This is a genomic window from Luteibacter sp., assembly GCF_035539195.1.
GTDB lineage: Bacteria > Pseudomonadota > Gammaproteobacteria > Xanthomonadales > Rhodanobacteraceae > Luteibacter.
This window is the reverse complement of the sequence record NZ_DATLIW010000038.1, coordinates 236,951-261,337: the sequence shown is the minus strand read 5'-3', so window position 1 is coordinate 261,337 and position 24,387 is coordinate 236,951. Positions and strand designations below refer to the sequence as shown.

At 66.0% G+C, this 24,387-nt stretch carries 18 protein-coding genes; 11 read left to right on the top strand and 7 right to left on the bottom strand.

Going from position 1 to position 24,387, the window contains the following annotated elements:
- Nucleotides 1-13 precede the first annotated feature (13 nt).
- The gene (locus VM621_RS16660; RefSeq protein ID WP_325470074.1) at nucleotides 14-1,000 is read left to right on the top strand and encodes a fimbrial protein; all 987 of its coding nucleotides are present in this window, start codon (nucleotides 14-16) and stop codon (nucleotides 998-1,000) included.
- A gap of 9 nt (nucleotides 1,001-1,009) precedes the next feature.
- On the opposite strand, the gene VM621_RS16655 is transcribed toward VM621_RS16660, so the two are convergent.
- The gene (locus VM621_RS16655; RefSeq protein ID WP_325470073.1) at nucleotides 1,010-4,123 is read right to left on the bottom strand and encodes a discoidin domain-containing protein; all 3,114 of its coding nucleotides are present in this window, start codon (nucleotides 4,121-4,123) and stop codon (nucleotides 1,010-1,012) included.
- 105 nt (nucleotides 4,124-4,228) lie between these two features.
- Here VM621_RS16655 and VM621_RS16650 point away from each other — a divergent pair, with 105 nt between their 5' ends.
- On the top strand, nucleotides 4,229-4,771 hold the full coding sequence (locus VM621_RS16650) for a DUF2058 domain-containing protein (protein ID WP_325470072.1): 543 nt from the start codon (nucleotides 4,229-4,231) through the stop codon (nucleotides 4,769-4,771).
- A 13-nt stretch (nucleotides 4,772-4,784) separates the two neighbouring features.
- Nucleotides 4,785-5,771 (top strand): NAD(P)-dependent oxidoreductase, encoded by a 987-nt coding sequence (locus VM621_RS16645; protein ID WP_325470071.1) that lies wholly within the window; start codon nucleotides 4,785-4,787, stop codon nucleotides 5,769-5,771.
- A 224-nt stretch (nucleotides 5,772-5,995) separates the two neighbouring features.
- On the opposite strand, the gene VM621_RS16640 is transcribed toward VM621_RS16645, so the two are convergent.
- The gene (locus VM621_RS16640) at nucleotides 5,996-7,348 is read right to left on the bottom strand and encodes an MFS transporter (protein ID WP_325470070.1); all 1,353 of its coding nucleotides are present in this window, start codon (nucleotides 7,346-7,348) and stop codon (nucleotides 5,996-5,998) included.
- Between the two features lie 154 nt (nucleotides 7,349-7,502).
- Between VM621_RS16640 and cyoA the strand changes: the two genes are divergently transcribed.
- The 6 genes from cyoA (at nucleotide 7,503) to VM621_RS16610 (ending at nucleotide 13,360) form a co-directional block, all read left to right on the top strand.
- Nucleotides 7,503-8,564 (top strand): ubiquinol oxidase subunit II, encoded by a 1,062-nt coding sequence (gene cyoA, locus VM621_RS16635; RefSeq protein ID WP_325470069.1) that lies wholly within the window; start codon nucleotides 7,503-7,505, stop codon nucleotides 8,562-8,564.
- 67 nt (nucleotides 8,565-8,631) lie between these two features.
- On the top strand, nucleotides 8,632-10,605 hold the full coding sequence (gene cyoB / locus VM621_RS16630; protein ID WP_325470131.1) for a cytochrome o ubiquinol oxidase subunit I: 1,974 nt from the start codon (nucleotides 8,632-8,634) through the stop codon (nucleotides 10,603-10,605).
- Between the two features lie 55 nt (nucleotides 10,606-10,660).
- Nucleotides 10,661-11,236 carry a cytochrome o ubiquinol oxidase subunit III gene (gene cyoC / locus VM621_RS16625; protein WP_325470130.1) on the top strand — a complete coding sequence of 192 codons (576 nt, stop codon included), beginning with the start codon at nucleotides 10,661-10,663 and terminating at the stop codon, nucleotides 11,234-11,236.
- On the top strand, nucleotides 11,233-11,640 hold the full coding sequence (gene cyoD, locus VM621_RS16620) for a cytochrome o ubiquinol oxidase subunit IV (RefSeq protein ID WP_046965717.1): 408 nt from the start codon (nucleotides 11,233-11,235) through the stop codon (nucleotides 11,638-11,640). Before cyoC ends, cyoD begins: the two co-directional genes overlap by 4 nt.
- 2 nt (nucleotides 11,641-11,642) lie before the next feature.
- Nucleotides 11,643-12,425 carry an SURF1 family protein gene (locus VM621_RS16615; protein ID WP_325470128.1) on the top strand — a complete coding sequence of 261 codons (783 nt, stop codon included), beginning with the start codon at nucleotides 11,643-11,645 and terminating at the stop codon, nucleotides 12,423-12,425.
- A gap of 5 nt (nucleotides 12,426-12,430) precedes the next feature.
- Nucleotides 12,431-13,360, top strand: coding sequence for a DUF535 family protein (locus VM621_RS16610; RefSeq protein WP_325470068.1), 930 nt, complete (start codon nucleotides 12,431-12,433; stop codon nucleotides 13,358-13,360).
- Here VM621_RS16610 and VM621_RS16605 read toward each other — a convergent pair.
- The 3 genes from VM621_RS16605 to VM621_RS16595 are packed head-to-tail and all read right to left on the bottom strand — an operon-like array spanning nucleotide 13,357 to nucleotide 17,418.
- Complete coding sequence (locus VM621_RS16605) at nucleotides 13,357-15,843, bottom strand: TonB-dependent receptor (protein WP_325470067.1); 2,487 nt, start codon at nucleotides 15,841-15,843, stop codon at nucleotides 13,357-13,359. The two genes, VM621_RS16610 and VM621_RS16605, sit on opposite strands and share 4 nt — an antisense overlap.
- A gap of 25 nt (nucleotides 15,844-15,868) precedes the next feature.
- Complete coding sequence (locus VM621_RS16600; RefSeq protein ID WP_325470066.1) at nucleotides 15,869-16,876, bottom strand: FecR family protein; 1,008 nt, start codon at nucleotides 16,874-16,876, stop codon at nucleotides 15,869-15,871.
- Nucleotides 16,873-17,418 carry an RNA polymerase sigma factor gene (locus tag VM621_RS16595; RefSeq protein ID WP_325470065.1) on the bottom strand — a complete coding sequence of 182 codons (546 nt, stop codon included), beginning with the start codon at nucleotides 17,416-17,418 and terminating at the stop codon, nucleotides 16,873-16,875. Before VM621_RS16595 ends, VM621_RS16600 begins: the two co-directional genes overlap by 4 nt.
- 285 nt (nucleotides 17,419-17,703) lie before the next feature.
- Between VM621_RS16595 and VM621_RS16590 the strand changes: the two genes are divergently transcribed.
- Entirely contained in the window at nucleotides 17,704-19,356 is a 1,653-nt protein-coding gene (locus VM621_RS16590) for a glycosyltransferase family 39 protein (protein WP_325470064.1), read from the top strand.
- A gap of 277 nt (nucleotides 19,357-19,633) precedes the next feature.
- Here VM621_RS16590 and VM621_RS16585 read toward each other — a convergent pair whose 3' ends face one another.
- The gene (locus VM621_RS16585) at nucleotides 19,634-20,254 is read right to left on the bottom strand and encodes a YrbL family protein (RefSeq protein ID WP_325470063.1); all 621 of its coding nucleotides are present in this window, start codon (nucleotides 20,252-20,254) and stop codon (nucleotides 19,634-19,636) included.
- A 108-nt stretch (nucleotides 20,255-20,362) separates the two neighbouring features.
- Here VM621_RS16585 and VM621_RS16580 point away from each other — a divergent pair, with 108 nt between their 5' ends.
- Entirely contained in the window at nucleotides 20,363-22,270 is a 1,908-nt protein-coding gene (locus tag VM621_RS16580; protein WP_325470062.1) for an LTA synthase family protein, read from the top strand.
- 6 nt (nucleotides 22,271-22,276) lie between these two features.
- Here the strand turns inward: VM621_RS16580 and VM621_RS16575 are convergent, their stop codons facing one another.
- A complete protein-coding gene (locus VM621_RS16575) occupies nucleotides 22,277-24,364 on the bottom strand; it encodes an ATP-binding protein (RefSeq protein WP_325470061.1) in 2,088 nt (695 codons plus the stop codon).
- Between the last annotated feature and the right edge of the window lie 23 nt (nucleotides 24,365-24,387).

The window sequence follows — 24,387 nt, the reverse complement described above, 5'->3', positions numbered from 1 at the left end:
AACGAGGTAACCCATGAACTACAGAAATCTACGTCCGGCTGGCCATCTTCTGCTGCTGCTGGCGACGACATACGCTGGCGATGCACTGGCTGCCGACGGCTGTGCGAAGTCGGCCAATACGAACTACCAGATCGGTCAGACCGCGGAGATCGAGGTCACCAACGATATTCCCCCCGGAACGATCGTCCGCGACGAGAAGGCGCACGGCGACGGCAACGTCGTCGCGAGTTGCGTTGGCGATGTGACCCTCGAGGGCAAGTACACCGCTGTCCTCACCGACGGCCTCATTCCGTTGATGGTCGGCGGCGAGCTTTCCGGCTTCGGCCTCGAGATCTACGTGGAGGAGAACTTCGGTGCGGGTCCCACTTATGGATTTCCGCACTCGTATCACCGCAACTTCGGCAAAGGCGGTTTTATTCGCAGTGACGATATCAACGTGGGTTACCGGGTGAAGCGAATGAGTGGAAATATCCGCTATGGTCGCGTCGACCCGGGGGAGATCGCCGAGCAGGCGGCCAGCTCGCTGACAGGCGGCTTCACGCCGCCGTTCCGGCACATGCAGATCTACGAACTATGGTTCAAGCGGCCGACGTGCAGCATCAGCGCGGAGACCCTCAACCAGACGGTCTCCATGGGAAGCTACTCGCTCGCCGACTTCAAGAACCCGGACAGGGCGACCCGTTGGGTCAACTTCAAGCTTACGGTGCAGGATTGCAAGGAACCTGTCGGGCAGATCGCGCGGTTCACCTTCGGTAGTGCGACCGATGCCGATCCGGATGCGAGGGATCTCTTCAGGATGCTCGGCACCGGACCGTCCCATGTGGGCCTGGAGATCGCCAGCGCCGGCAAGCATACGATCGAGCCGGGCAAGCCCTACGAGGCGAACGCGCTGGCCACCGGCGAGGACTTCGACTTCTACGTGCGCTTGCGCGAAACGCTGTACAGCGTGGGTGCCGGTGCGTTCACCCGCCCGGTCACCATTCGCGTGGACTTCCTGTGAGGCCCGGGATCAATCGTCCGCGGTGAGCGTATGGAACGGTTTGTCCAGCCGCACGCCGTCCGTGTCGTAGTCGGAGACCGCGCGGCCGTCGACCGTCACCTTCGTCGGCTTCGTCCGCTCCGGCCAGAACACGCGCATGGCCGTTCCCGGACGAATGCCTTCGCCCAGCGTGACGGTCAGTCGCCTGCCATCGCGCCGCGCCGTCATGCTCAACGATCCGTAGGCCACGGGCAGGCGTGTCACCGACAACCCCTTGCCGGCAACCCAGGAAGGTGGCGTTCCCGGCAGCAGGTAAAGGCCGTCGTCGGCTTCACGCATCAACATGCCGAAGAGGGTCCGTGCGTACTCCGATCCGATCCAGGTGTGCGGCATGTCGCCTAGATAGCCCGGATGTCGAAGCCGCGAATGCACGACCTCGGCCCACATGTTCCACGCGGGCGGTCGTCGGTCGCGCACGATGTCCGTCAGCAGCGCTTCGGCGTCTCCGGGCCGGTCCAGGTAGACATACGTCAGCACGTTGCGCAGCTCGTACGGCGTATAGGCGAACAATTCACCCGGAGCCTCGCGCTTGCGCACATCGGCGAGGTAGCGATCGAACGTGCGCACCAGTGCCTCGCGGGGCAGAACATCCATCTGTCCCGTCGGGTCGAGCGCGATCGAAACGCTGGTCGGATCGCCATCGCCAAGATCCGCCGCGGCGGGAATCGTATCGACGCCCTTCCAGGCCATCGTCGTCTCGATGGACGTGCGCAGCGAGTCGCGCAGCGCGGCGTATTGCGCCCGCGCGTAAGCGGCGAGTTCCTTGTCGCCCCACTGTTCGGCCAGCCATGCGCCGTCATGCCAGCCCTTCAGCGCCCAGTAGTCGTCCCAGTAGCTGTGCGTGGGACTGGAGTATCCCTCGTGGCTGATCGACGGTGCGATGATGCCGTGGAAGCGCTCGGGCGCGGGAAGGTCGGCGAGATAGCCGGAGACCATGGTCCGCTCGCGCAACGCCTGCATGAATTGCATCGCCGCGCGGACCTTCGGCTCATAGTTCTTCACACTGGCCGCGCCGCCACCGAAACGCGCGACGTCGGCGACGAGGTTGATGAATTCGCCCTGGCTGTCGTATTCGATGTCGGAACCGAAGCCACGATTCACGCTGCCGTCGGCGTTGAGGATGGGCGAGACCAATCCGTTCTCGTGCACGGCGTGGGCGGCATACCAGTCGAGATAGTCGCGCGCCGTCTTCGTCTCGCCCATGCGCAGAAGAATCGATGCGGTAGCCGCGCCGTCACGGATGAAGGATCGGTTGTAGTTGCGCGGGCCTGCCTGCATCGCGTGGCCGGTCTGGTTGACCAGCATGTACGCGGCCTGCGAGCGCAGGATGTTCACCAGCGACTCGTCCGGCAGCGAGATGGCGACACCGCCCAGGCGCTTCTGCCATTCGTCGGCAACGCGCGCGGAGAGCGCATCGAATGCCTCGGCGTCGAGGGTGGCGCGATCGATCGCGGGCGGTTCGGGCAGATGTCCGTTCGTATCCGCCGGCGCATTGCCAAGCGGAAACGCGAGCACGATGTCGCGCTGCGTGCCTGGGGCCAGGTGCACGCGATAATCGAGCACGGCGGCGGCGAGTCCGTCGTCGTCGTGTGCCTCACGCGCCGCGGGAACCTTTCCGGCGGCGATCGTCGCCGTGATTTCCGTCTCGCCATGCGCACCGAACGGGGCTGCGCCGGCGGCGTCCACCGGCGTCAACGACGCGAGCAGGCTTCGACCCTCCGCGCGCACACCGGCGGTCGACGCGTCTCCGACAATGGCGATGTCGTGTATCGGCGAGGCGCCGCCGTTCTGCCAGGGTGGATTGACCTGGATCGGCCGCACGACCAGCGACAACGTTCCGTCCACCGGCACGCTGCCGGTGTTGGTCAGGCGATGACGAAGCATGACCACGGGCTGTGCGCCATCATGGAACGCAAACGCTTCGCTGCTGACGGCGAGCCCGGGCTGCGCCATCCAGCCCACCGAAGGCATCGGCTTCCAGCCGTCGCGCAACGCGTGGGTGCGCACCGATCCGTCGGAGACACTGGCGCGTCCCGACGCGTCCCGCCAGATCGCCTGCACCTGCGGTCCGCCCTTGTAGGGCTCGAGGTTGCCGTACTCGTCGAAGATGGACTTCTGCAAGCCGGCAGGCACGCCGACCGCGGTCCAGTACACCTGCTGCATGTGCAGCGAGGACGGGAACAACGCCGCGTTAGCCCGGGAAGCGACCACCTGGTAGCGCTTCATGGGCGTCAGCACGCGTAGGGGCCCCAGCATCCGAAGTCGCTTCACCATCGGCGCTGCGCCGTCTTTGGGGGTGACCCGCAGGCGCAGCGCGTCGATATCGCGTGGCTCGCGGGCAGCCAGGTACGAGCTGTCCCCGGCGCTGCCTGGGTCGCTGTCGATCGTGGTCCAGCGCCCGCTGGCATCGCGTCCTTCAAGCACGGCCCCATCGCGGGGACCGGCCCACTCGACCTCCAGCCCGGCGATGGTCACGGGGCGCGGCAGGGAAATATCCAGCTGCCGCATACCCTTCGAACCCTTGCCGACGATGCGCCGGGTGGTTCCGTCCGCCCACAGGGATGCCCCATCGTCCGAACCGTCCAGCCCGGCGATGCGCGCCGCGTCGTCGGCAGAGAACGGCTCGAATTCGAACACCGAGACGCCCCAGTCGGCCGTCCGCGCCGGCGCGGCCAGGCGCACGTAACGAGCATCCGCCGCGGGAAAGACGAGGTACTCCGTTCCACCCGGCGAATCGGTGACGCTGTAGACGGGGCGGAAGACCTTGCCATCGGTCGACACCTGGATGGCATACGACGCGGCGAATCCGCTATCCCAATGGATGCGTACCCCGCCGATCCTGGCGACCTTGCCCAGGTCCACCTGGAACCACTGTCCGGGACTGAAGCCGCCGCCCCAGCGAGTCGTCTCGTCCATGTCGATGGCATGGGCTGGCGCCAGTGCCGGCACCTGCTGCGACGAGCTGGTCGCCCGCCATGCGCTACGGGGCGGCAATCCCTCGGCGGCGAACGACGGCGCGACGGCCACCAGGCCGAGAAGGGCGAGGGTGAGACGCGCGACGCGTGGGCGGGTGCGATAGGGCATGCGAGAAACCTCCGGGGAGGTCGCCCAGCCTAGGCACGTAACGCCATGTAACCAAGTCTTCGGCGCTAGAATCGTGGGTCTCGCGAACTTCATGAATGCCCCGATATGCGTAATCCCCTGCAGGAACAGTTGCTCAAGGCCGGTCTGGTCAAGAAGGACAAGATCGCCAAGGTCGTGCGCGAACAGGCCAAACAGCGCCAGGGCAAGGCGCCGGTGGTTGCCGACGAAGCCCAGGTGGATGCGCGCAAGTTGCAGGCCGAGCGCGCCGAACGCGATCGTGCGATCGCCGCCGAGCGCAATGCCGAGGCGCGGAAGAAGGAAATCCGCGCCCAGGTACGCCAGATCGTCGAGACCACCCGGGTCAAGCGCGATGGCGAGATCGCTTATCGCTTCACCGACGGCGACAAGATCACCAGCCTGCTGGTCAGCGAGCCGCTGCGCGCCCAGCTCGCCGCCGGCGTGCTGGCCATCGCCAGGCTCGACGACCGCTACGAGCTCATTCCCCGCGCGGCGGCGGACAAGATCCATATGCGCGTCGCCGACGTCGTCGTCTCCGACCATGGCCGCAAGGACACCGCCCCGCTGCCTGCCGACGACGATGACGACTACTACAAGCAGTTCGTCGTTCCTGACGACCTGATCTGGTAAGTAGCGGCCGCCGATGAGCATTCTGGTCACCGGCAGCGCCGGGCACCTGGGCGAGGCGATCGTTCGTCGCCTTCGCAGCGAGGGCCGCGAGGTGCGCGGCATCGACATCAAGCCCTCCCCGTTTACCGATCACGTCGGTTCGATCACGGACGAGGCCTTCGTTCGCGAGGCCATGGCCGGCGCTTCCCGCGTCATTCATAGCGCCACCCTGCACAAGCCGCATATCGCTACGCACGCGCAGCGCGACTTCGTGCAGACCAATGTGGCGGGCACGGTGGTCCTGCTCGAGTCTGCCGTGGCGCGTGGCGTGAAGGCCTTCGTCTTCACCAGCACCACCAGCAGCTACGGCGCCGCGCTGTCGCCGCCACCCGGGGAGCCGGCAGTGTGGATCGACGAGGACGTCGTCCCGATCCCGAAGAACATCTACGGCGCGACCAAGATCGCTGCCGAAGGCATGTGCGAACTGGTCGCGCGGAGGGACCGCCTTCCGGTCATCGTGCTGCGAACGTCGCGCTTCTTCCCCGAAGATGACGACAACGCAGGTGTGCGTGCCGAGTACGACTCGCTGAACATGCAGGCCAACGAACTGCTCTATCGGCGTGCGGACATCGAGGACATCGTCGAGGCGCACCTGCTGGCGGTCGAAAGGGCGCCGGGCCTGGGCTTCGGTCGCTACATCGTGTCGGCCACGCCGCCCTTCAGCCGCGAGGACGCGGCGGCGTTGCGGGCCGATGCGGCGGCCGTGGTCCGCAAGCTGTTTCCTGACGTGGAGGCGCTTTACGCCGCGCGGGGCTGGAAGCTGCTGCCGAGCCTGGATCGTATCTACGACAGCGGTCGGGCCTCACGCGCGTTGGACTGGGTGCCCCGGCGGGATTTCGCCTTCGTCCTCGACTGCCTGCGCCGTGGGGAGGATTTCCGCAGTGAGATGGCCCGGGCGATCGGCGTGAAGGGGTACCACGATGTGGTGTTCGATGAGGGGCCCTATCCCGTGGCGGGATGAGGGGCCCCATCGCCGATAAATCGGCTCCCACACAAAGCACCGCGATCCTGTGGGAGCCGCTTCAGCGGCGATGCCCCTGCCCCAATGTGGGAGCCCCTTGTGGGAGCCGCTTCAGCGGCGATGCCCCTGCCTCCATGTGGGAGCCCCCCGTGTGGGAGCCGATTCATCGGCGATGCCTCTGCCCCCATGTGGGAGCCGATTCATCGGCGATGCTCTGGGAGCCTTCAGCCGACCGGCTTGGACCGGTCCGTCTCCAGCGCCTTGTTGATGCGCAAGGCCAGCAGCGTGCAGGCCGCGCCCGAAAGCAGGTAGACGCTCACGGCGCCCAGCCCGAAGCGGGTCGACAGGCCCAGCGCCACCAGCGGTGCGAACGCGGCGCCGAACAACCAGGCGAAGTCCGAGGTCAGGGCGGCACCGGTGTAACGGAAGCGCTTGGCGAAATTCGCCGTGACCGTGCCGGCCGCCTGGCCGTAGGACAGGCCGAGCAGGGCGAAGCCGATCAGCAGGAAGGCGTCCTGCGCGGCCTTGCCGCCGCCGAGCAGCCACGGTGAGGCAATGGCGAACAGCGCGATCAGCACGGCCATGGTGCCCAGCGTATTGCGGCGACCGAACTTGTCGGCGATGACGCCCGAGGCCATGGTGCCGAGGATCGCCAGGAAGGCGCCGACCAGCTGCACCACCAGCACGTCGTTGATGTCCTGCGAGCGGTTGAGCGCGATCCAGGACAGCGGGAAGATGGTGACCAGGTGGAACAGGGCGTAGCTGGCCAGGGCGGCGAAGGCGCCGATAAACAGGTTGTAACCCTGGGCCGTCACCATCTCGATGATGCCGATGGGTTCGAGTTCGCGCTCTTCCAGCAACTGGGTGTATTCCTCGGTCACCACCAGGCGCAGGCGGGCGAACAGCGCCACCACGTTGATCGCGAAGGCCACGAAGAACGGGTAGCGCCAGCCCCAGTCGAGGAAGTCTTCCGAGGAGAGCTGGGTATGCAGGAACAGGAACAGCGAGGCGGCGATCAGGAAGCCGACCGGCGCGCCCAGCTGACCGAGCATGGAATACCAGCCGCGGCGGTCCTTCGGGGCATTGAGCGAGAGCAGGGAGGGCAGGCCGTCCCAGGAACCGCCGAGCGCAATGCCCTGCAAGAAGCGCAGTACCGAGAGAATCACAATGACCGTGTACCCGTGCGACGTGTTCGCCGGCAGGAAGGCGATACACACCGTCGAGGTGCCCAGCAGGAACAGGGCGGCGGTGAGCTTCGTGCTCCGGCTCCAGTTGCGCTGGATGGCCATGAAAAGCGTCGTGCCGATCGGCCGGGCGATGAAGGCCAGCGAGAAAATGGCGAAGGCGGCGAGGATGCCGTCCAGCTGGCTCAGGAACGGAAAGAACACCGACGGAAAGACGAGGACGGACGCAATGCCGTACGTGAAGAAGTCGAAGTATTCGGAGGCGCGGCCGATGACGACGCCGACCGCGATTTCGCCGGGGGCGACGGGGGCGTGGCTGGTCTCGTGCTGGCGGCGGACATCCTGTTCGGCGCCTTCCGCGGCATTGTGATGGGCGTGTGAAATGCTCGACATCGTATTCGGCCCGGTCTTGGGAATGGATGGCAGGATAGCCAAGGATCGCACCACTCGGCTTGTAGGGCCATGGGACAAAGTGTCCTATGGTCTTGAAAGGCGGATCGGCGTACTTTTTCGTGTCCCCACGGTTGCCTCCATCATGCGAATGTCCATGAAGATGATGCGCGGATTGCTGATCCCCGCTTTGGTCCTGCTCCTGTCGGGCTGCGACGCCGTGCTGTTCTCGCCTTCCGGCGATATCGCCCGGCAGCAGCGCGATCTCATCATTATTTCCGTGGTGTTGATGCTCATCATCATCATCCCGGTGATCGCGATGACCTTCATGTTCGCCTGGAAATACCGGGAATCGAACAAGAGCCATGACGAATACGCCCCGGACTGGAACCATTCCACGGTCCTGGAGCTGCTGATCTGGTCGGCCCCCCTGCTGATCATCATCGCGCTGGGCGCGATCACCTGGACCAGCACGCACAAGCTGGATCCCTACCGCTCGCTGGACCAGATCGACGCCTCGCGCCCGGTCGCCGAAGGCGTCAAGCCGCTCGTGGTCGAGGTCGTGGCGCTGGACTGGAAGTGGCTGTTCCTCTATCCGGAGCAGGGCATCGCCACGGTGAACGAGATGGCCGCTCCGGTGGACCGCCCGATCGAATTCCATATCACCGCCTCGAACGTCATGAATGCGTTCTTCGTCCCCTCCCTGGCGGGCATGATCTACGCCATGCCGGGCATGGAGACCAAGCTTCACGCGGTGATGAACAAAACCGGTGATTTCGAGGGTATTTCGGCCAACTACAGCGGTGCCGGCTTCTCCGACATGCGCTTCCGCTTCCATAGCCTGTCCGACGCCGATTTCGACACCTGGGTGGCCAAGGCCCGTGCGGACGGCAACGCCTTGAGCCGCGAGGACTACCTCAAGCTCGAGCAGCCCAGCGAGCGCGAGCCGGTGCACTACTACAACACCGTGGCGCCTGGCTTGTACAAGGCGATCCTCAACCGCTGCGTCGAATCGAACCGCATGTGCATGAGCGACATGATGGCGATCGACCAGCAGGGCGGCCAGGGTGTGGTGGGCGCGTACAACGTTACCTCCCTCGATGCCGGTACCCGATCGCGCCTGGGTTTCGCCGACGACGGCAAGCGCTACGTGGGCGCCCTGTGCGCCGCGCGTGGCGCCACCGGTGCGCCGCTGACCCCTGCCGGACGTCCGCTCTGAGCGGCCGCCTTTTCCGATTCAAGCCTCGCCGAGTCCGGTAATGAACACATCCGATCTAGTCAAACTGATCTTCGGACGCCTCACCATCGAGGCGATCCCGTACCACGAGCCGATCCTCATCGGCACGTTCATCGCGGTCGCCATCGGCGGTATCGCCCTGCTAGCGGTGATCACGAAGTACAAGCTCTGGGGTTACCTCTGGAGCGAATGGTTCACCAGCATCGATCACAAGAAGATCGGCATCATGTACATGGTGCTCGGCGTGGTCATGCTGCTGCGCGGCTTCTCCGACGCGATCATGATGCGCGCCCAGCAGGCCATGGCCTTCAATGGCAACGCCGGCTTCCTGCCGCCGCATCACTACGACCAGGTTTTCACCGCCCACGGCGTGATCATGATCTTCTTCGTGGCCATGCCCTTCGTCACCGGCCTGATGAACTTCGTCGTGCCGCTGCAGATCGGCGCGCGCGACGTGGCGTTTCCGTTCCTGAACAACTTCAGCTTCTGGATGACCGTGGCCGGCGGCATGCTGGTGATGGCCTCGCTGTTCGTCGGTGAGTTCGCCCGCACGGGTTGGCTCGCTTACCCGCCGCTTTCGGGGCTCGCGGCCAGTCCGGATGTCGGTGTCGACTACTACATATGGTCGCTACAGGTGGCCGGTGTGGGAACGACCCTCTCCGGCATCAACCTGCTCGCCACCATCATCAAGATGCGCGCGCCGGGCATGACCATGATGAAGATGCCCATCTTCACCTGGACCTCGCTGTGCACCAACGTGCTCATCGTCGCCGCGTTCCCGGTGCTGACGGCGGTGCTGGTGCTGCTTTCGCTCGACCGCTACGTCGGTACCAACTTCTTCACGAACGACTTCGGCGGCAACGCCATGATGTACGTGAACCTGATCTGGATCTGGGGCCACCCCGAGGTCTACATCCTGGTGCTGCCGGTCTTCGGCGTGTTCTCGGAAGTGGTCGCCACCTTCAGCCGCAAGCGCCTGTTCGGCTACGCGTCCATGGTGTACGCCACGGTCGTCATCACCGTGCTGTCGTACCTGGTCTGGCTGCACCACTTCTTCACCATGGGTTCCGGGGCGAGCGTCAACTCGTTCTTCGGCATCACCACGATGATCATCTCCATCCCCACGGGCGCGAAGATCTTCAACTGGCTGTTCACGATGTACCGTGGCCGCATCCAGTTCGAAGTGCCGATGCTGTGGACGATGGGTTTCATGGTCACCTTCGTGATCGGCGGCATGACCGGCGTCATGCTGGCGGTACCGCCGGCCGACTTCCTCCTGCACAACAGCCTGTTCCTGATCGCGCATTTCCATAACGTGATCATCGGCGGCGTGGTCTTCGGTGTCTTTGCCGGTATCAACTACTGGTTCCCCAAGGCCTTCGGCTTCAAGCTCGATTCGTACTGGGGCAAGTGGTCGTTCTGGCTCTGGCTGGTGGGCTTCTACTTCGCCTTCATGCCGCTGTATGTGCTGGGCTTCATGGGCGTGACCCGTCGCATGAACCACTTCGAAGACCCGTCCCTGCAGATCTGGTTCATCATTGCCGCGTTCGGTGCCCTGCTCATCGCGGGCGGCATCGCCGCGTTCCTCATCCAGATCTTCGTCAGCGTCAAGCGCCGCGAGGCCCTGCGCGACGTCACCGGCGATCCGTGGCACGGCCGCACGCTGGAGTGGTCGACGTCGTCGCCGCCGCCGGCGTACAACTTCGCCTTCACCCCGGTCATCCACGAGCAGGACGCGTGGTGGCAGATGAAGGAGCGCAACGCCATGCGTCGCACCGAAGGCTACCTGCCGATCCACATGCCGAAGAACACCGCCGCCGGTGTGTACATCGCGGGCTTCGCGTTCGTCATCGGCTTCGCCATGATCTGGCACATGTTCCTCATCGCCGGTCTCGCCTTCCTCGGTCTGCTGGTGACCGCGATCGGCCATACCTTCAACTACAAACGCGACTACTACATCCCCGCCGACGTCGTGGCCCGGACCGAGGCCGCCCGCACGGAAGAGCTCGCCGCCCATGTCTGATATGCACGCCACCTCTTCCGCGGTCGTCGCGGACAAGCAGGACCTTCAGTTCTGGATGAAGGAAGATCACCACCCGGAAAACGGCACGTTGCTCGGGTTCTGGATCTACCTGATGAGCGATTGCCTCATCTTCGCCTGCCTGTTCGCCACCTACGGCGTCCTCGGCCGCAGCTACGCGGGCGGCCCTTCGGGTGCCGACCTGTTCGAGCTGCCGCTGGTGGCGATCAACACCACCATGCTGCTGCTGTCTTCCATCACCTACGGTTTCGCCGTGCTGGAGATGCAGAAGAACCGCCGCGGCACGATGATGGCCTGGCTGATCGTCACCGGACTGTTCGGCGCGGCCTTCCTGGGCATCGAACTCTACGAGTTCGCCAACCTCATCCATGAGGGTGCCGGCCCGCAGCGCAGTGCCTTCCTGTCGTCGTTCTTCACCCTGGTCGGTACCCACGGCCTGCACGTGACGTTCGGCATCGTCTGGCTGATCACCTTGCTGGTGCAGGTGGGACGCTTCGGTCTCACCCCGGCCAACAAGCGTCGCATCATGTGCCTGTCCATGTTCTGGCACTTCCTCGACGTGGTCTGGATCGGCGTCTTCACCTTTGTCTATCTGATGGGAGTGCTGCCGTGAGCGCGCACATCGAATCGCACGATCACCACGACGACCACGGTCACGGTGAAGAGGAAGTCAGCCACAGCACCCTGAAGGGTTACATGATGGGGTTCTTCCTCGCCGTGGTGCTGACGGCGATCCCGTTCTGGCTGGTGATGGGCAAGGTCATTCCGAACCCGCAGACGCTCGCGATCGTGATCCTCACCTTCGCGGCGATCCAGATCGTCGTCCACATGATCTACTTCCTGCACATGGACACCAAGTCGCAGGGTGGCTGGAACATGCTGGCGCTGATGTTCACGCTGATCCTCGTGGTCATCACGCTGACCGGCTCCATCTGGGTCATGTTCCACCTCAACTCGAACATGATGCCTGGCATGTCCCACGACATGACCGAGCAGCAGGTCAAGAACCTGCCTTGAGCGTGAACGCGGCAAACGAGCCAAGGACGCCGCGCCCACCGCGCGGCGTCTTCGTTCTGGGCCTGCTGGCCCTGGTCGGCGCACTGGTTTTCGTCGGCTTCCTCGCGCTCGGCACCTGGCAGGTGCATCGCCGCGCGTGGAAGCACGACCTGATCGCCCGGGTGGATACGCGCGTCCATGCGCAACCCGTAGATGCGCCGGGCCGTGGCCAGTGGCCGCAGGTCAGCGCCGCGAACGACGAATACCGCCGCGTGAAACTCACCGGCAGCTTTCTGCAGGACAAGAGCGTACGCGTGCGTGCCAGCACCGAGCTTGGCATGGGCTCGTGGCTCCTTACGCCATTGCGCATGAGCACGGGCGACATCGTCATCGTCAACCGGGGCTTCGTCTCGCCGACATGGTGTGGAGGGAAGGCGGATTGCGCGCCCGGTCCCTCCGGACCCACCACGGTGTCGGGATTGTTGCGGATCAGCGAGCCCAAGGGTGCCTTCCTGCAGAAGAACGACCCGGCCGCCGATCGCTGGTTTTCGCGAGACGTGGCGGCGATCGCCGCGGCGAAGGGGTTGGGCGATACCGCGCCGTATTTCGTCGACGCGGACGCGGCGTCCTCGCCCGGGCGTGGCGAGGGTAACGACGGTCCGGTCGGTGGCCTGACGGTCATCGCGTTTCCGGATAACCATCTCAGCTACGCCATCACCTGGTACGCCCTGGCGTTGTTGACACTGGTCGGGGCCTGGGTGGTGTGGAAGAACGCGTTTCACTTTTCGGGGTCCCGAACGTCTTAAGGGGTATGCATCCGCATTACCCCGATCCGACCACGGTCCACGACGCCGCGCCTGGGTGGGCACCTGCCCGGCCAGCCCGGCACGCCCTGGCGCTCGTCCTCGATCATGCCCGTCGGCGCGCCGCCCTGCGTCGGCAGGGGACGGTCCGGGAACGACGGCTGCCTTACCTGCTGCGAACGCTTTTGTCTTTCCGTAGCCAGGCGACCTGGCTGCGCCTGGTAGGTTCGTCGTGGGCCATGCGCGATGCGGCCGACATGAATCCGAGGGTGTACGAACGTTGGCAGACGCCCTACATCTCGCAGGCCTTCAGCCTTGCCACGCGGGCGCGGGTGATCGACGCCCACTACCGGTTCGTTGCGCGTGAGTTTCCCGAACGGCTGCGCAGCCGCCTGCTCAAGGGGCACGACGTCCGCCTGGCCACGCTCCCCCTCGGCGGCGGCGAAATAGCGTACCTCCACGCGCGCACGCCGGAGCACGAGGCCACGGGTGAGATGGGCCTGTATCTTCTCAACGCCGACAAGGAAGTGATCTCGTCCTGCGCGATCACGTTCGCCGGTGCGGATGGCGTGCTGGTGGGTGCGATGCGTGGCTCGTGGGCCTACCTCGGTCGCGGGGCCATGGCCCGATTCGCCCGCGCCACAGGTGGACTGCGCCCGCGCGACCTCCTGCTCGCAGTGATTCGCGCGCTGGCCACCTACTACGGTATCGAGCGGGTCCGTGGCGTATCGCGCGCGGCACATCCCCTCGACCGGCGGGCCGGCGTGGGCAAGGCGTCGTACGACGGGTTCTGGCGACGACACGGCGGCACACCGGGGCAGGATGGCTGCTACGACATCCCGCGGCTTGCCCTATCCAGCGGGCGAGCGGAGCGCGACGCGTTTCGGCGCGAGGCCTGCGAGGTCACGCTGAAGTCGTTCGTGCGAACGGCGGGCTAGAAGTCGTACGTGCCGGTGAGGAGGACGACGCGGCCTTGCCGTATCGGCACGAACGTCTCATCGAAGTTCACCGCGTACAGCGTGCGTGCGAAGAGGTTCTTGACGCCCAGGGTGATTCGCCAGTTGTCGCCGTAGCGCGACACATTCGTTTCGACGCTGGCCTGTCCCGGAATGCCGAAGTACTGGCCGTCGTTGGTGGTGCGCCCTTCGCTGCGACTGCGCGCGAGGATGCCGGCGGCGACGCCCCACGGTTTGACCGATCCGTTGCCGAAGCGGTAGCTCGCCCACGCCGACGCCTGGTGCTTTGGCGCGCCCGTCGGCCGCGTGTCGTCGTGATTGCGGATGCGCGATTCGGTAAGACTGGCCAGCACGTCGAAATCCGGCGCCACGCGACCGGTGAATTCGAGTTCGAGGCCCTGGTTGGTCTGTCCTGGCCCCGGGGTGGCGAAGAACGGCGGTTCCGGCGAGACGAGGTCGACGCTGTGGTCGACGCGGATGCGATAGACGGCGGCGGTCAGACGCGCCCGCTGATCGAACAGGTCGATCTTCGTGCCGGCTTCCAGCTGCCGCGAGGTCGCCACGGGCAGCGGCTGGCCGTCCTTGCCGAGCAGGGGATCGGGCTGGAAGCCGGTGGAGGTGTCCGCGTAGAACGACACGTCTTGCGTCAACTTGTAGACCACGCCGACTTTCGGCACCCAGCGCTGTTTGCGCACCTTGCGCGGCGACTGGTCCGGCCATCGGGTGTCGAGTTCGTAGCTGGTCCGCCTCACCGCGGCGAGAATGTTCCAGCGATCGCCCAACGCGATCTGGTCCTGGAGATAGACGCCCGCATTGGTCTGCCAGGAGCCACCCAGCGTCTGCACGGTGGTGCTGATCGGCGCGAGCAACGCGTTGAACTTCGCCGACATGGTGCTCCCGGTACGCAGGTCGTAAGCTAGCGGCCGCGTCACGATGACCGCGCTGCGACTGGCCTCGTCGACCTCGGCTGCCGAGCTGCCCTGGACGATGCTGCCGCCACCGCTGTCGCCGGCGTGGGTACGCGCCAGGTCCAGCCCGACCAGTACGGTATGGGCGACACCGCCCGTGCTGAAGGTGCGCGTGAGATCGTTCTGCCAGGTCCAATACGTGGCCGAGTAACGAAAGCTCCGGGCCACGGCGGAATTCGATTCACCGAACGCCGTGACCGGATCGGAAACATACGACCAGCTCCGGCCGTCGCTGCGTTGCCGGACGTACTGCCCGCGGCTATGCAGGGTCCAGTCGTTCGCGAAGTCGTGATCGAACTCGAACACACCGCGCAGCGTGCGATAGGTGGAGATATCGCCGGGGCTACCGGGTACCGAGCGCACCGGCGATGCCGACGCGAGCGAGGGGCCAAGCAGTACCGTGTGCTCGGGGCCGGGCACACGGTTGTCGACGAATTCCAGGCCGCCCATGACGCGGGTATGGTCGCCCTGCCAGGCCAGCGAGGGTGCGAGGTACGCGCCGCGGCCGCCGCCGTCGCCCTGGGGGGTTTTCTCGCCGCGCTGGCCCGAGGCGACGACGCGGTAGGTCAGCGAACCATCTTTCGAGGCGCTGCCGGCGAGGTCGAGGCCGAGCCTCGCGCCGTCGTACCTGCCCAGCGAATAGTCGATCGTGCGTACCGTCTCGGCCTGCGGGCGCTTCATCACCACGTTGATCGAGCCGCCGAAATTGTTGTTCTGCGATGCGTCGCCGAGGATCGCCTCCGGCCCGCGAAGCACTTCCACGCGCTCGATGCCGATCAGCGGCGGGAGGTCTTCGGTGCGCGCGATGCCGTTGGGCATGCCGTCGGTCATGCCGTGCCCGGCATCGAAGCCGCGGATCAGGAACAGTGGCGAGCCACCGTAGCCGTCGACGTACTGCACCCCCGCCACGTACCGCGCCACATCGCCGATATCCACCGCCTGCTGCGCTTCGATCACGTCGCGGGTCACGACGGCGACCGATTGCGGAACGTCGGTCAGGCGCGCCTCGGTGCGCGTCACCGTGCGCGTGGTGTCCGCCTTGAATCCGTTGTCCTGGAGCAAGCCCTGGACGTCCACCGTGGCGAGCGGCACCACGCTGCCCGGGTCGAACGCGGTGGCGGGATCGAGCGGGGCCGGCGTCGCGTTGTCGGCCTTCTGTCGTTGCCGGACGACGACCGTACGCGCGTCGTAGCGCTCGCTTTCGAGATCGGTACCGGCAAGCAGCTCGTCGAGTGCCGCACTCGGCGTGAGCGCGCCGCTGGCGCCGGACGATCGCCAGTTGGCGATCGAGCCGGAGGCGGTCAATACCTGGACATTGCTCTGCTTACCCCAGGCCAGCAAGGCGGTCGCCAGCGGCTGCGGTGCGATGTCGAACGGGATGACGCCGTTCGTCGAACCCTCGGCCGGCGCATCCGCGGCGCAGGCGACGCGGACCGCCCACGCAAGCGCGAGAGCGCCGGTGAGTGCGCGCCGGCGCCCGCGAAACGAATACTGCAAGTTCTGCCGTCCCAAGGGTGAGTTTTCAGCGCGGCTTCGGGCTCCGCGTCGTGGATGTCTGGCGAGCCAGCTCCAGCCGGTCGGCGTAGCTGTCCACGCGAACCGGGAAGACCCGCGGCAACGCGGACACCCAGCTGTCGATGGTATCGACCTCCACGGTGCCGGTAAACGTCAGCCGGCCCAGGTCGGCGTCGGCCAGCCGGATGGGTCGTGCGCTATAGCGGTTCACGTTTTCGACGACCGACGACAGCGGCTCGTTGACGAATTCCAGCCGGTGGCCGCGCCAGGCGGTGGCCGATGCCGTCGTCACGTCCAGAATCCGCATGGCCTGGGTCTCAGGATCGAACGAGACTTCCCGTCCCGCACCCAGTTCCACCGTACCGGCGTCGCCGTCCGTCGCGGAGGGCGAAACGCGCACCCGGCCCTCGGTCACGGCGACGGTGACCCGGTTTCCGGTGCGACGGACATTGAAGGCGGTGCCCAGGTCGCGAATCCGCAGGGGACCGGCTGTCACCACGAAGGGGCGCTCGGCATGGGCGACGCGGAAGAACGCTTCACCGGTCTCGAGGTCGACTGCCCGCTCGTCGCGGCCGTAGCGGGCGGTGATGGAGGTGGCGCCGCCCAGTTCGATGCTCGAGCCGTCCGGCAGGGCGATGTCACGATGACTCGCGTGCTCGCTGGCGTACTGGCGGGTCGATTCGGAGCCGGCAGGGCGCAAGGCCAGGAACAGGCCGGCGCCGAGCACGATGATGGCCACGCCGGCAGCCAGGCCGAGCGCAAGTCGCGGCACGCGACGACGGGCTGCCAGCGGCGCGTAGCGCGCCACGAAGGCCTCGCGCGTCGAACCGTCCATGGCGGCGGCGCCCTCCGCCAGTGCACAGGCGCGGTCGAAGGCGCGGGCGTGGCGCGGGTCGGCTTCGAGCCATTCGCTCCACTGCAGCATGGCCTGCTCGGGCAGGGCGGGGTCGCGCAGGCGCGCCCACCAGTCGGCGGCGGTGTTCTCGATATGGCGATCGGCGGACAGGGTGGTCATTGGGGCTTCTCCGCGCGATCGCGGCGTTCGCGACAGTGTGCAAGGGCATTGGCGACGTGATAGCGAACCATGCGCTCGCTGAGCCGCATGTCCTGGGCGATCGCGGCGAAGTCGCGCCCGTCGACCACGTGCATGACAAAGGCCCGGCTGGTTTTCGGTGGCAGTTCGTCCAGTGCCTGGCGCAGGTCGCGCCACTGCTCGACCGCCGCGGCGTGCTGTTCGGGGATGGGCGTGACGTGCCAGTCGTCGATGTCGGGGTCCACCGGCGCGGAGGCGCGCACATTGCGCATGCGCAGGCGGTCCACGGCCAGGTTGGAGGCGGCACGGAACAGGAACGCGCGGGGTGAATCGATCCGGGTGGCCTCATCCAGCGAGAGCAGTTTGAGGTAGACCTCCTGCGCGACTTCCTGGGCGTCGGCGAGCGAATTCAGCCGCGCACGCAGGAATGCCACGAGCGCCGCATTGTGCTCACGGAAGAGGGCAACCACTTGCGCGGCACGTTTACCGCCCGCTGGCGTGCCCGCCGCCTCGGAAGGATCCATGGTTTGTCTGACCGCGTTCATGGGGCTGGGAGGGGTTCACTATAGGTTCGCACGGTGGGAAATCGACGCCCGTACGGGCAGGACGAACGCCGATTTCCGCACCGGCGAACACCCTAGACGTCCCAGCTGCGGAAAATTGAAATGGGAGGGGTGACCGACTGTTCCTCAGCAAATCGTAAGGGAGTTGTCAGCCGCCATCGACTAGGATGGCGTCCGCCCTGGCAGCTCCCGTCATCGATGATCCCCCCAGACGAACGACCCCTTCGCCGAGAGTTCGGCTGGTTCATGCTCTTCGCCCTCGTGGTGCTCGCAGCCGGCATCGGCATGCGCGACCCGTGGCCGCCGGACGAGCCGCGCTTTGCGCTCGTCGCCCGGCAGATGCTCGAATCGGGCCAGTGGCTGTTCCCGCACCGGGGTATCGAACTCTACGCCGACAAGCCGCCCATGCTCATGTGGACCGAGGCGGTCTGGATGTGGCTCACCGGCGGGTGGCGCGGCGCCTTCCTGCTGACCTCGCTGTTGTCCGGCCTGGGCACCCTGGCCCTGGTCGCCCACCTGGGCCGCCGCCTGTGGAACCCGCGTGTCGGCCTTCATGCCGCAGCCATCGTGCTGACCACGATGGCCTTCGTCGACGTGATCAAGCACGGCCAGATCGACCCGCTCTCGCTGTTCTGGATCACGCTGGCCAATACGGGGCTGCTGTTGCACTGCCTGCGCGGTCCCGACTGGAAGATGTACTGGCTCGGCTGCTTCGCCGCCGGCCTCGGCGTGATCACCAAGGGCGTGGGTGTCATCGCGCTGCTCATGCTCATTCCGTACGCCGTCATGCGCGCACGCCAGTGGCCGGGCGTCACCCGGACGCAGGGCGACGGCTGGCGCTGGGCCGGCGGCGTCGTCGCCTTCCTGCTCGCGATCGCGGTCTGGCTGGCGCCGATGCTGATCGCGGCCTATGGGTTGCGCACGCCCGAGTACCTGGCTTACGTCCAGGACATCCTGTTCCACCAGACCGCCGACCGATACGCCCATTCGTGGCAGCACGAGGAGGCGCCCTGGTTCTTCCTGCTGGTGATCCTTCGCTTGTGGATGCCGGCCTGGTTCCTGATTCCCGTCCTCGTTCCACGTTGGCGCGAGGCACTGCGCCTGCGCGAACCGCGTGTGTGGATGCCGCTGGTGTGGTTCGCGCTGACCCTGGTGTTCTTTTCCATTCCCAGCGGGAAACGCGCGATCTACATCCTGCCTGGCCTGCCCATGCTGGCGTTGGCGATGGCGCCTTACATCGGCGGGTTGATGGCCACGCGCTGGATGCCGAGGCTGGCCTTCGGCCTCACCGTGGCAACCGGCGTCGTTTTCACCGCCGTGGGTATCTGGGCCTGGAAGGCCGCGCCCATGGCGGCACAACGCGTCGCCGAAGGGTACGGACTGCCCAATCATGGTCAGGCGTTGTGGCTGTGCGTGATTGGCGTCGGCGTCGCTTTCCTGGTGGCCGCCGCGGTATGCCGTTCCCGGCGTGGCGTCCTGGCACTCGTCCTCGGTATCGGGTTGGCATGGATCGTCTGGCCGGTGATGACGTATCCGCTGCTCAACGCCAACCAGTCGGCGGCCCAGTTGATGCGCGAGGCCGACGCACGGATCGGTGCCGATGGACAGCTCGGCCTCGTTTCCTGGCGAGAGGAAGTGCTTTACCAGGCGCGTCGTCCGGTGACCGAATTCGGCTTCGCGCGCGACGCCGCGCTGCAGATGGTCGACGCCCGTGCCTGGCAGCGCGCGGATCCCGCGCACCGCTGGATCCTGCTCAATGCGGATGCGCTCGATAGCTGCGTGATCGGCGAGAAGGTCGTGGAAATGGGCGTCGCCAATCGCGTGCACTCGGTGTTGTTGCCGGGCGATGGAAGCAAGGCAGATTGCGTGCCGGAGCCGCTGGCACCGGCGCAGGAATAGAAGCGGAGCAAGAAGCATCGCCGATGAATCGGCTCCCACAGAGTGCAAAGGCCTGCCCAGGGTGCAAAGGCCTGCTCAGGGTGCAAAGGCCTGCCCAGGGTGAAGAGGACTGCTCAGGTTGCAGAGGCCTGCCCAGGGTGCAGAGGCCTGCCCAGAGTGCAAAGGCCTGCCCAGAGTGCAGAGGCTTGCCCAGGGTGAAGAGGACTGCCCAGAGTGCAGAGGACTGCCCAGAGTGCAGAGGCCTGCTCTGTGTGGGAGCCGCTTCAGCGGCGATGCTCTAGCGCTTCGGCGCCTCCGCCATCGTCCGCTTCAACATGCGCTCGTACTTCTTCTTCGTGCGCGACGCGTTATGCGCGCGATTCATCGAACAATGCGGAACGATGTTCTTCTCGCCGAAACCGTCGATCATCACCAGTCGTGGACCACCGCGGGAGTCCTCGCCGTAGACCACGTTCCACGCGTGCAGGTCGGCGGCGATGACATTGTGGCTGAGCAGGCGCGCGTAGAACTCCTCAAGCTCACTCCGCGTTCGTTCGCTGAAGCCCTCCGACTGGACCCAGCTGTGCAGCGTCGGCGCGAGTTGACCATCGGGCCGGCGTACCTTCTCCACGATCTGGCCCATCCCGATATCGGTCATCTCCAGGCCGACGATGCGGGCGAGCGGGGAGGTGGCATAGGCACCGACATAGATGCTCGTGACGTATTCCTTGAACTCGCGCACGAAGTCCTTGTAAGGACCGCTGCGCGCGATGCGGCGGAACCACGGAGCCTGGTTCCAGCGCTCCTCGATCGAGGCGCTTGTGATCACCTTGATCAACAGGTCGGCGTCGTCCGGATGCTGGTACACCTCGCGGATGTGTCCGTTGGCGATCGGTTTGGCGTCGGCCAGTCTGAACATCGTTCGTCCTCGTGCGGCGCCTGAAAGGCTGCGGTAAGTCGTTTCCGGGGGTGCACAGTGTAAAGTCTTCGGGTCGTTACCGCCCCTCTTGATACCGGACACTCCATCGTGCGCAAGCTCACCTGGCGTTTCATCGTCGTCGCCCTCGTCTTCCTGACACTGTCCCGGCTCGGGCTGTCGGCATGGCAGTGGTCGCGCGTCCACACGGCCGGTGGCCTCTGGCCGGTGCTCTCCGGTGGCTGGCGCATCGACCTCTCGCTGATCGCGATGATCGTCGCCCTGCCGGCGCTGCTGTCGCCCTGGCTCGGGCATCGCGCCTGGCCGACGCGCATCGCCGCGTGGTGGCTGCGTTTCTGGTGGCTGGCCTTCGTCCTGCTGGAAGTGTCCACGCCGCAGTTCATCGTCGAATACGACACCCGCCCCAACCGCCTGTACTTCGAATACCTGACCAGCCCGCACGAAGTGGCATCGATGCTCTGGAACGGCTACAAGCTGTCCGTCGCCCTCGGCCTGGTGGCGTTCGCCCTGATCGGCTGGCTGGGCTTCCGCCTCCTGCCGACGCGCCAGCCCGATCGCAAGCCGCTACGTGGCTGGATACGCCCGGTGGCCACGGTGGTCGCCTTCGTCGCCTTGTTCCTTGCCGGCCGCGGCACGCTGCAGCATCGTCCGCTCAACGCCTCGCAGGTCGCTTTCACCAGCGACGCGATGGTCAACACACTGCCGCTCGATTCGCTCTACAACGTGCTCAATGCCGCACTGGCGCTGGGTAACGAACGCTCCGCCTCGGCCGTGTACGGCAAGCTGCCCGACGACGAGATGCAGTCGATCGTGCGTCAGGCGGCCGCACTGGATGGCCCGCCGCTCGACGAAACCTACCCGAGCCTGCATCGTCAGCAGGCGACGCGGAAAGGCGAAAAGCCCCTGAACCTGGTCATCATTCTCGAAGAGAGCCTGGGCGCGCAGTTCGTCGGCAGCCTGGGTGGCGATGGCTACACGCCGGAACTGGACAAGCTATCCAACCAGGGCTGGTGGCTCACCCGCACCTATGCCACGGGAACGCGCTCGGCGCGTGGCCTCGAAGCCGTCACCACCGGTTTCCTGCCGACGCCGGCCGAGGCGGTGCTCAAGCTGCCGCGCAGTCAGCGCGACTTCTTCACCCTCGGCGCGCTGCTGGACACCTTCGGGTACCACACGCGTTTCCTCTACGGCGGTGAAGCGCACTTCGACAACATGCGTTCGTTCTTCTTCGGCAACGGCTTCAACGAAGTCGTCGACAGTGCGAGCTTCAAGACCAAGCCGGGCTTCATCGGCTCGTGGGGTGCGTCCGACGAGGACATGTTCAACGAGCTGCACCAGCGTCTGCTCGACGATGGCGACAAACCCACGTTAACCGTGGCCTTCTCCGTGTCCAACCACACACCATGGGAGTACCCGAAGGGCCGCATCACGCCGGAAGGCGAGCCCGCCAGCAACGCCAACGCGGTGCGCTACGCGGACTGGTCCATCGGCCGCTTCTTCGATCGCGCCAAGCAGTCGCCGTACTGGAACCACACGGTCTTCCTGATCGTGGCCGATCACGACGCCCGCGTCTTCGGCGCCAACCTCGTGCCGGTCACCCACTTCCATATTCCCGCGCTGATCCTCGGCGCCGGCGTGCCGGTCAAGAAGGACGATCACATCGTCAGCCAGATCGACCTGGCGCCGACCCTGCTTTCGCTTATCGGCATCAGCAGCGAGCACCCCATGCTCGGCGCCGACCTCACCCAGCGCTATCCGGACCGCGCCATCATGCAGTACGGCGACAATTACGGTTACCTCAAGGGCGATCGACTCATCGTGCTGCGCCCGGATCAGCCGGCTACCCAGTACGACTATCTGATCGACGGCGAGAAGCTCAATCCGGTGCCCGTCGATCCGACGCTGGAGAAAGAAGCGCTGGCGCACGCGCTCTGGCCAAGCTGGGCCTACAGCAAGCAGCGCTATCGCCTGCCGCCGGGAGCGACGCCGGCAAAGTAAGCGCCCTCAGCGTACGCGCGACACCGTGCGCTGCACGGCGTCGGCAAGGGTCGCCTGCGAGTAGGGCTTGGCCAGGCGCGGGATCTCCAACTGCGGACCAGCGGGCAGGTCGGCATAGCCGGTCGCCATGATCATCGGCAGATCCGGCCAGCGCTCGCGGATGCGTTCGGCCAGTTGGGCGCCGGTCATCTGCGGCATGGCGTGGTCGGTGATGACGAGGTCCACGCAGGTCGCTTCGAGCACCTGCAGGGCCTCATAACCCGAGCGTGCTGGAATGACCCGGTAGCCCAGTGCTTCCAGCATGTCGACCGTCGTGGTGCGAACCAGATCGTCGTCGTCCACGGTGAGGATGCGCAGGCCGGCTTCCGGTGCGCATCGCGCCACGGCCGGATCGCGTCGTGCCGCGCTCGGCGCGTTCGCCCCCAGTTCCGGTGCCGCGGGCAGCCAGACCTCGGCCGTGGTGCCCTCGTCGACGCGGCTGCGCAGGACCAGGGCGCCCCCCAGTTGCTCGGACAGGCCGTGCACCATCGAAAGCCCCAGCCCGGTGCCCTTGCCGACACCCTTAGTGGTGAAGAACGGTTCGATCGCACGCTTGAGCATGGCTTCATCCATGCCGGCGCCCGAATCGGCAACGGAAATGCGCACGTACCGACCGGGCGCCAGCGAAGCGTCCCCGTGCTGCACCCAGGCCTCGTCGGTGGTGATGACAAGCCGGCCAACGCCGTCCATCGCGTCGCGCGCGTTGACGGCGAGGTTGAGCAGGGCCGTTTCCAGCTGGTTGGCATCGGCGCGGATCGCGGGGACACGCGCGCCGAAGTAGGTCTCGAGCACGATCGTCGGGCCGAGCGAGCGGCGCAGGAGTTCGGTCATGCCCTCGACGAGGTGACGCACGTCGATGCTCTCGGTCTTCAGTTCCTGGCGCCGCGCGAAAGCGAGCATGCGCCGGGTGAGTGCGCTGCCGCGCTCGGCACCGGCCATGGCATTTTCCACCAGCCGCACGAGGCGCGGTTCCTGCGGCATGCTTTCGCGGAGCAGGTCGAGGCTGCCCTGCACGGCCATGAGCAGGTTGTTGAAGTCGTGCGCGATGCCGCCGGTGAGGTTGCCGAGCGCTTCCATCTTCTGCACTTGCAGGAGCGCCTGCTCGGCCTTGATGCGGGCAGTCTTTTCCACCGCCTCGGGAACCATCGCAACGACATCGCCCGACTCGTTGACCACCGGGCGCATGGAGAAATCGAAAGAGCGCACACCGGTCGGCAAGTGCAGCGCCATGCTGATGTCTTCGCTTCCACCGGCCGCCGCGCGCCGGGTCGCCGCCTCGACGGCCTGCGACATGCCGGGGGTGCCTTCGAACCACGGTGTCAGCCAGAACGGAAGGCCGATCACGTCGTCCAGCGTGGCCTCGATACCGGCCAGCGCGGTCGCGTTGGCATACAGCACGCTGCCGTCGGTCGAAAGCAGGTACTGGTAAAGATGCGACGTCTCGAAGATCGTGCGCAGGTTGGCTTCGCTGCGCTCGAGCGCGACCGTGCGCTCGGCCACCATGGCTTCGAGGTGTTCGCGGAAGCGTCGCTCGCCTTCGCGAACGTTCTCTTCCGCGCGGACACGGTCGGTGGTTTCCACCACGAAGGCGATGACGCCACCGGGATTGCCACTCTCATCGAGCACCGGCGAGTAGTCCAGGTTCATCCACACCGGCTCGGATTTGCCGTGTCGCTCCAAGGTGAGTTTCTGGTCCTTATAGGCCAGGGTGCCACCAGCGAGGCCGACGCGCATCACGTTGTCGTTGAAGTCGGCGACTTCCGCCCAGCCCTTGCGTACCTCGGAGCCGAGCAGTTGCGGGTGCCGGCTGCCGGCGAAGACCGAATAGGCGTCGTTGTAGATCATGATGCCAAGCTCACCCCAAAGCAGCACGATCGGCACGGGAGAAAGCAGCAACATGCCGGTGATGGTGCGCAGGCTCTGTGGCCACGCTTCCAGCGGACCGAGCGGCGTCCGCGTCCAGTCGAACGCGCGAATCAGCGCGCCGGTCTCGCCACCGCGGTCGAGCCAGGAGAGGTCGCCGTCGGCGCTGGGCGGGGAAGGAGGAAGTGACATCATCGGCACCGGTCCAAAGGGCT

Bases quoted from the DNA above. Each gene is read 5' to 3' on its own strand.
- VM621_RS16610 (WP_325470068.1), top strand. From the start codon at position 12,431: ATGCATCCGCATTACCCCGATCCGACCACGGTCCACGACGCCGCGCCT.
- VM621_RS16575 (WP_325470061.1), bottom strand. From the start codon at position 24,364: ATGTCACTTCCTCCTTCCCCGCCCAGCGCCGACGGCGACCTCTCCTGG.
- VM621_RS16650 (WP_325470072.1), top strand. From the start codon at position 4,229: ATGCGTAATCCCCTGCAGGAACAGTTGCTCAAGGCCGGTCTGGTCAAG.
- VM621_RS16645 (WP_325470071.1), top strand. From the start codon at position 4,785: ATGAGCATTCTGGTCACCGGCAGCGCCGGGCACCTGGGCGAGGCGATC.
- VM621_RS16585 (WP_325470063.1), bottom strand. From the start codon at position 20,254: ATGTTCAGACTGGCCGACGCCAAACCGATCGCCAACGGACACATCCGC.
- VM621_RS16660 (WP_325470074.1), top strand. From the start codon at position 14: ATGAACTACAGAAATCTACGTCCGGCTGGCCATCTTCTGCTGCTGCTG.
- VM621_RS16600 (WP_325470066.1), bottom strand. From the start codon at position 16,876: ATGACCACCCTGTCCGCCGATCGCCATATCGAGAACACCGCCGCCGAC.
- VM621_RS16655 (WP_325470073.1), bottom strand. From the start codon at position 4,123: ATGCCCTATCGCACCCGCCCACGCGTCGCGCGTCTCACCCTCGCCCTT.
- cyoA (WP_325470069.1), top strand. From the start codon at position 7,503: ATGAAGATGATGCGCGGATTGCTGATCCCCGCTTTGGTCCTGCTCCTG.
- VM621_RS16640 (WP_325470070.1), bottom strand. From the start codon at position 7,348: ATGTCGAGCATTTCACACGCCCATCACAATGCCGCGGAAGGCGCCGAA.
- VM621_RS16595 (WP_325470065.1), bottom strand. From the start codon at position 17,418: ATGGATCCTTCCGAGGCGGCGGGCACGCCAGCGGGCGGTAAACGTGCC.
- VM621_RS16590 (WP_325470064.1), top strand. From the start codon at position 17,704: ATGCTCTTCGCCCTCGTGGTGCTCGCAGCCGGCATCGGCATGCGCGAC.
- cyoC (WP_325470130.1), top strand. From the start codon at position 10,661: ATGAAGGAAGATCACCACCCGGAAAACGGCACGTTGCTCGGGTTCTGG.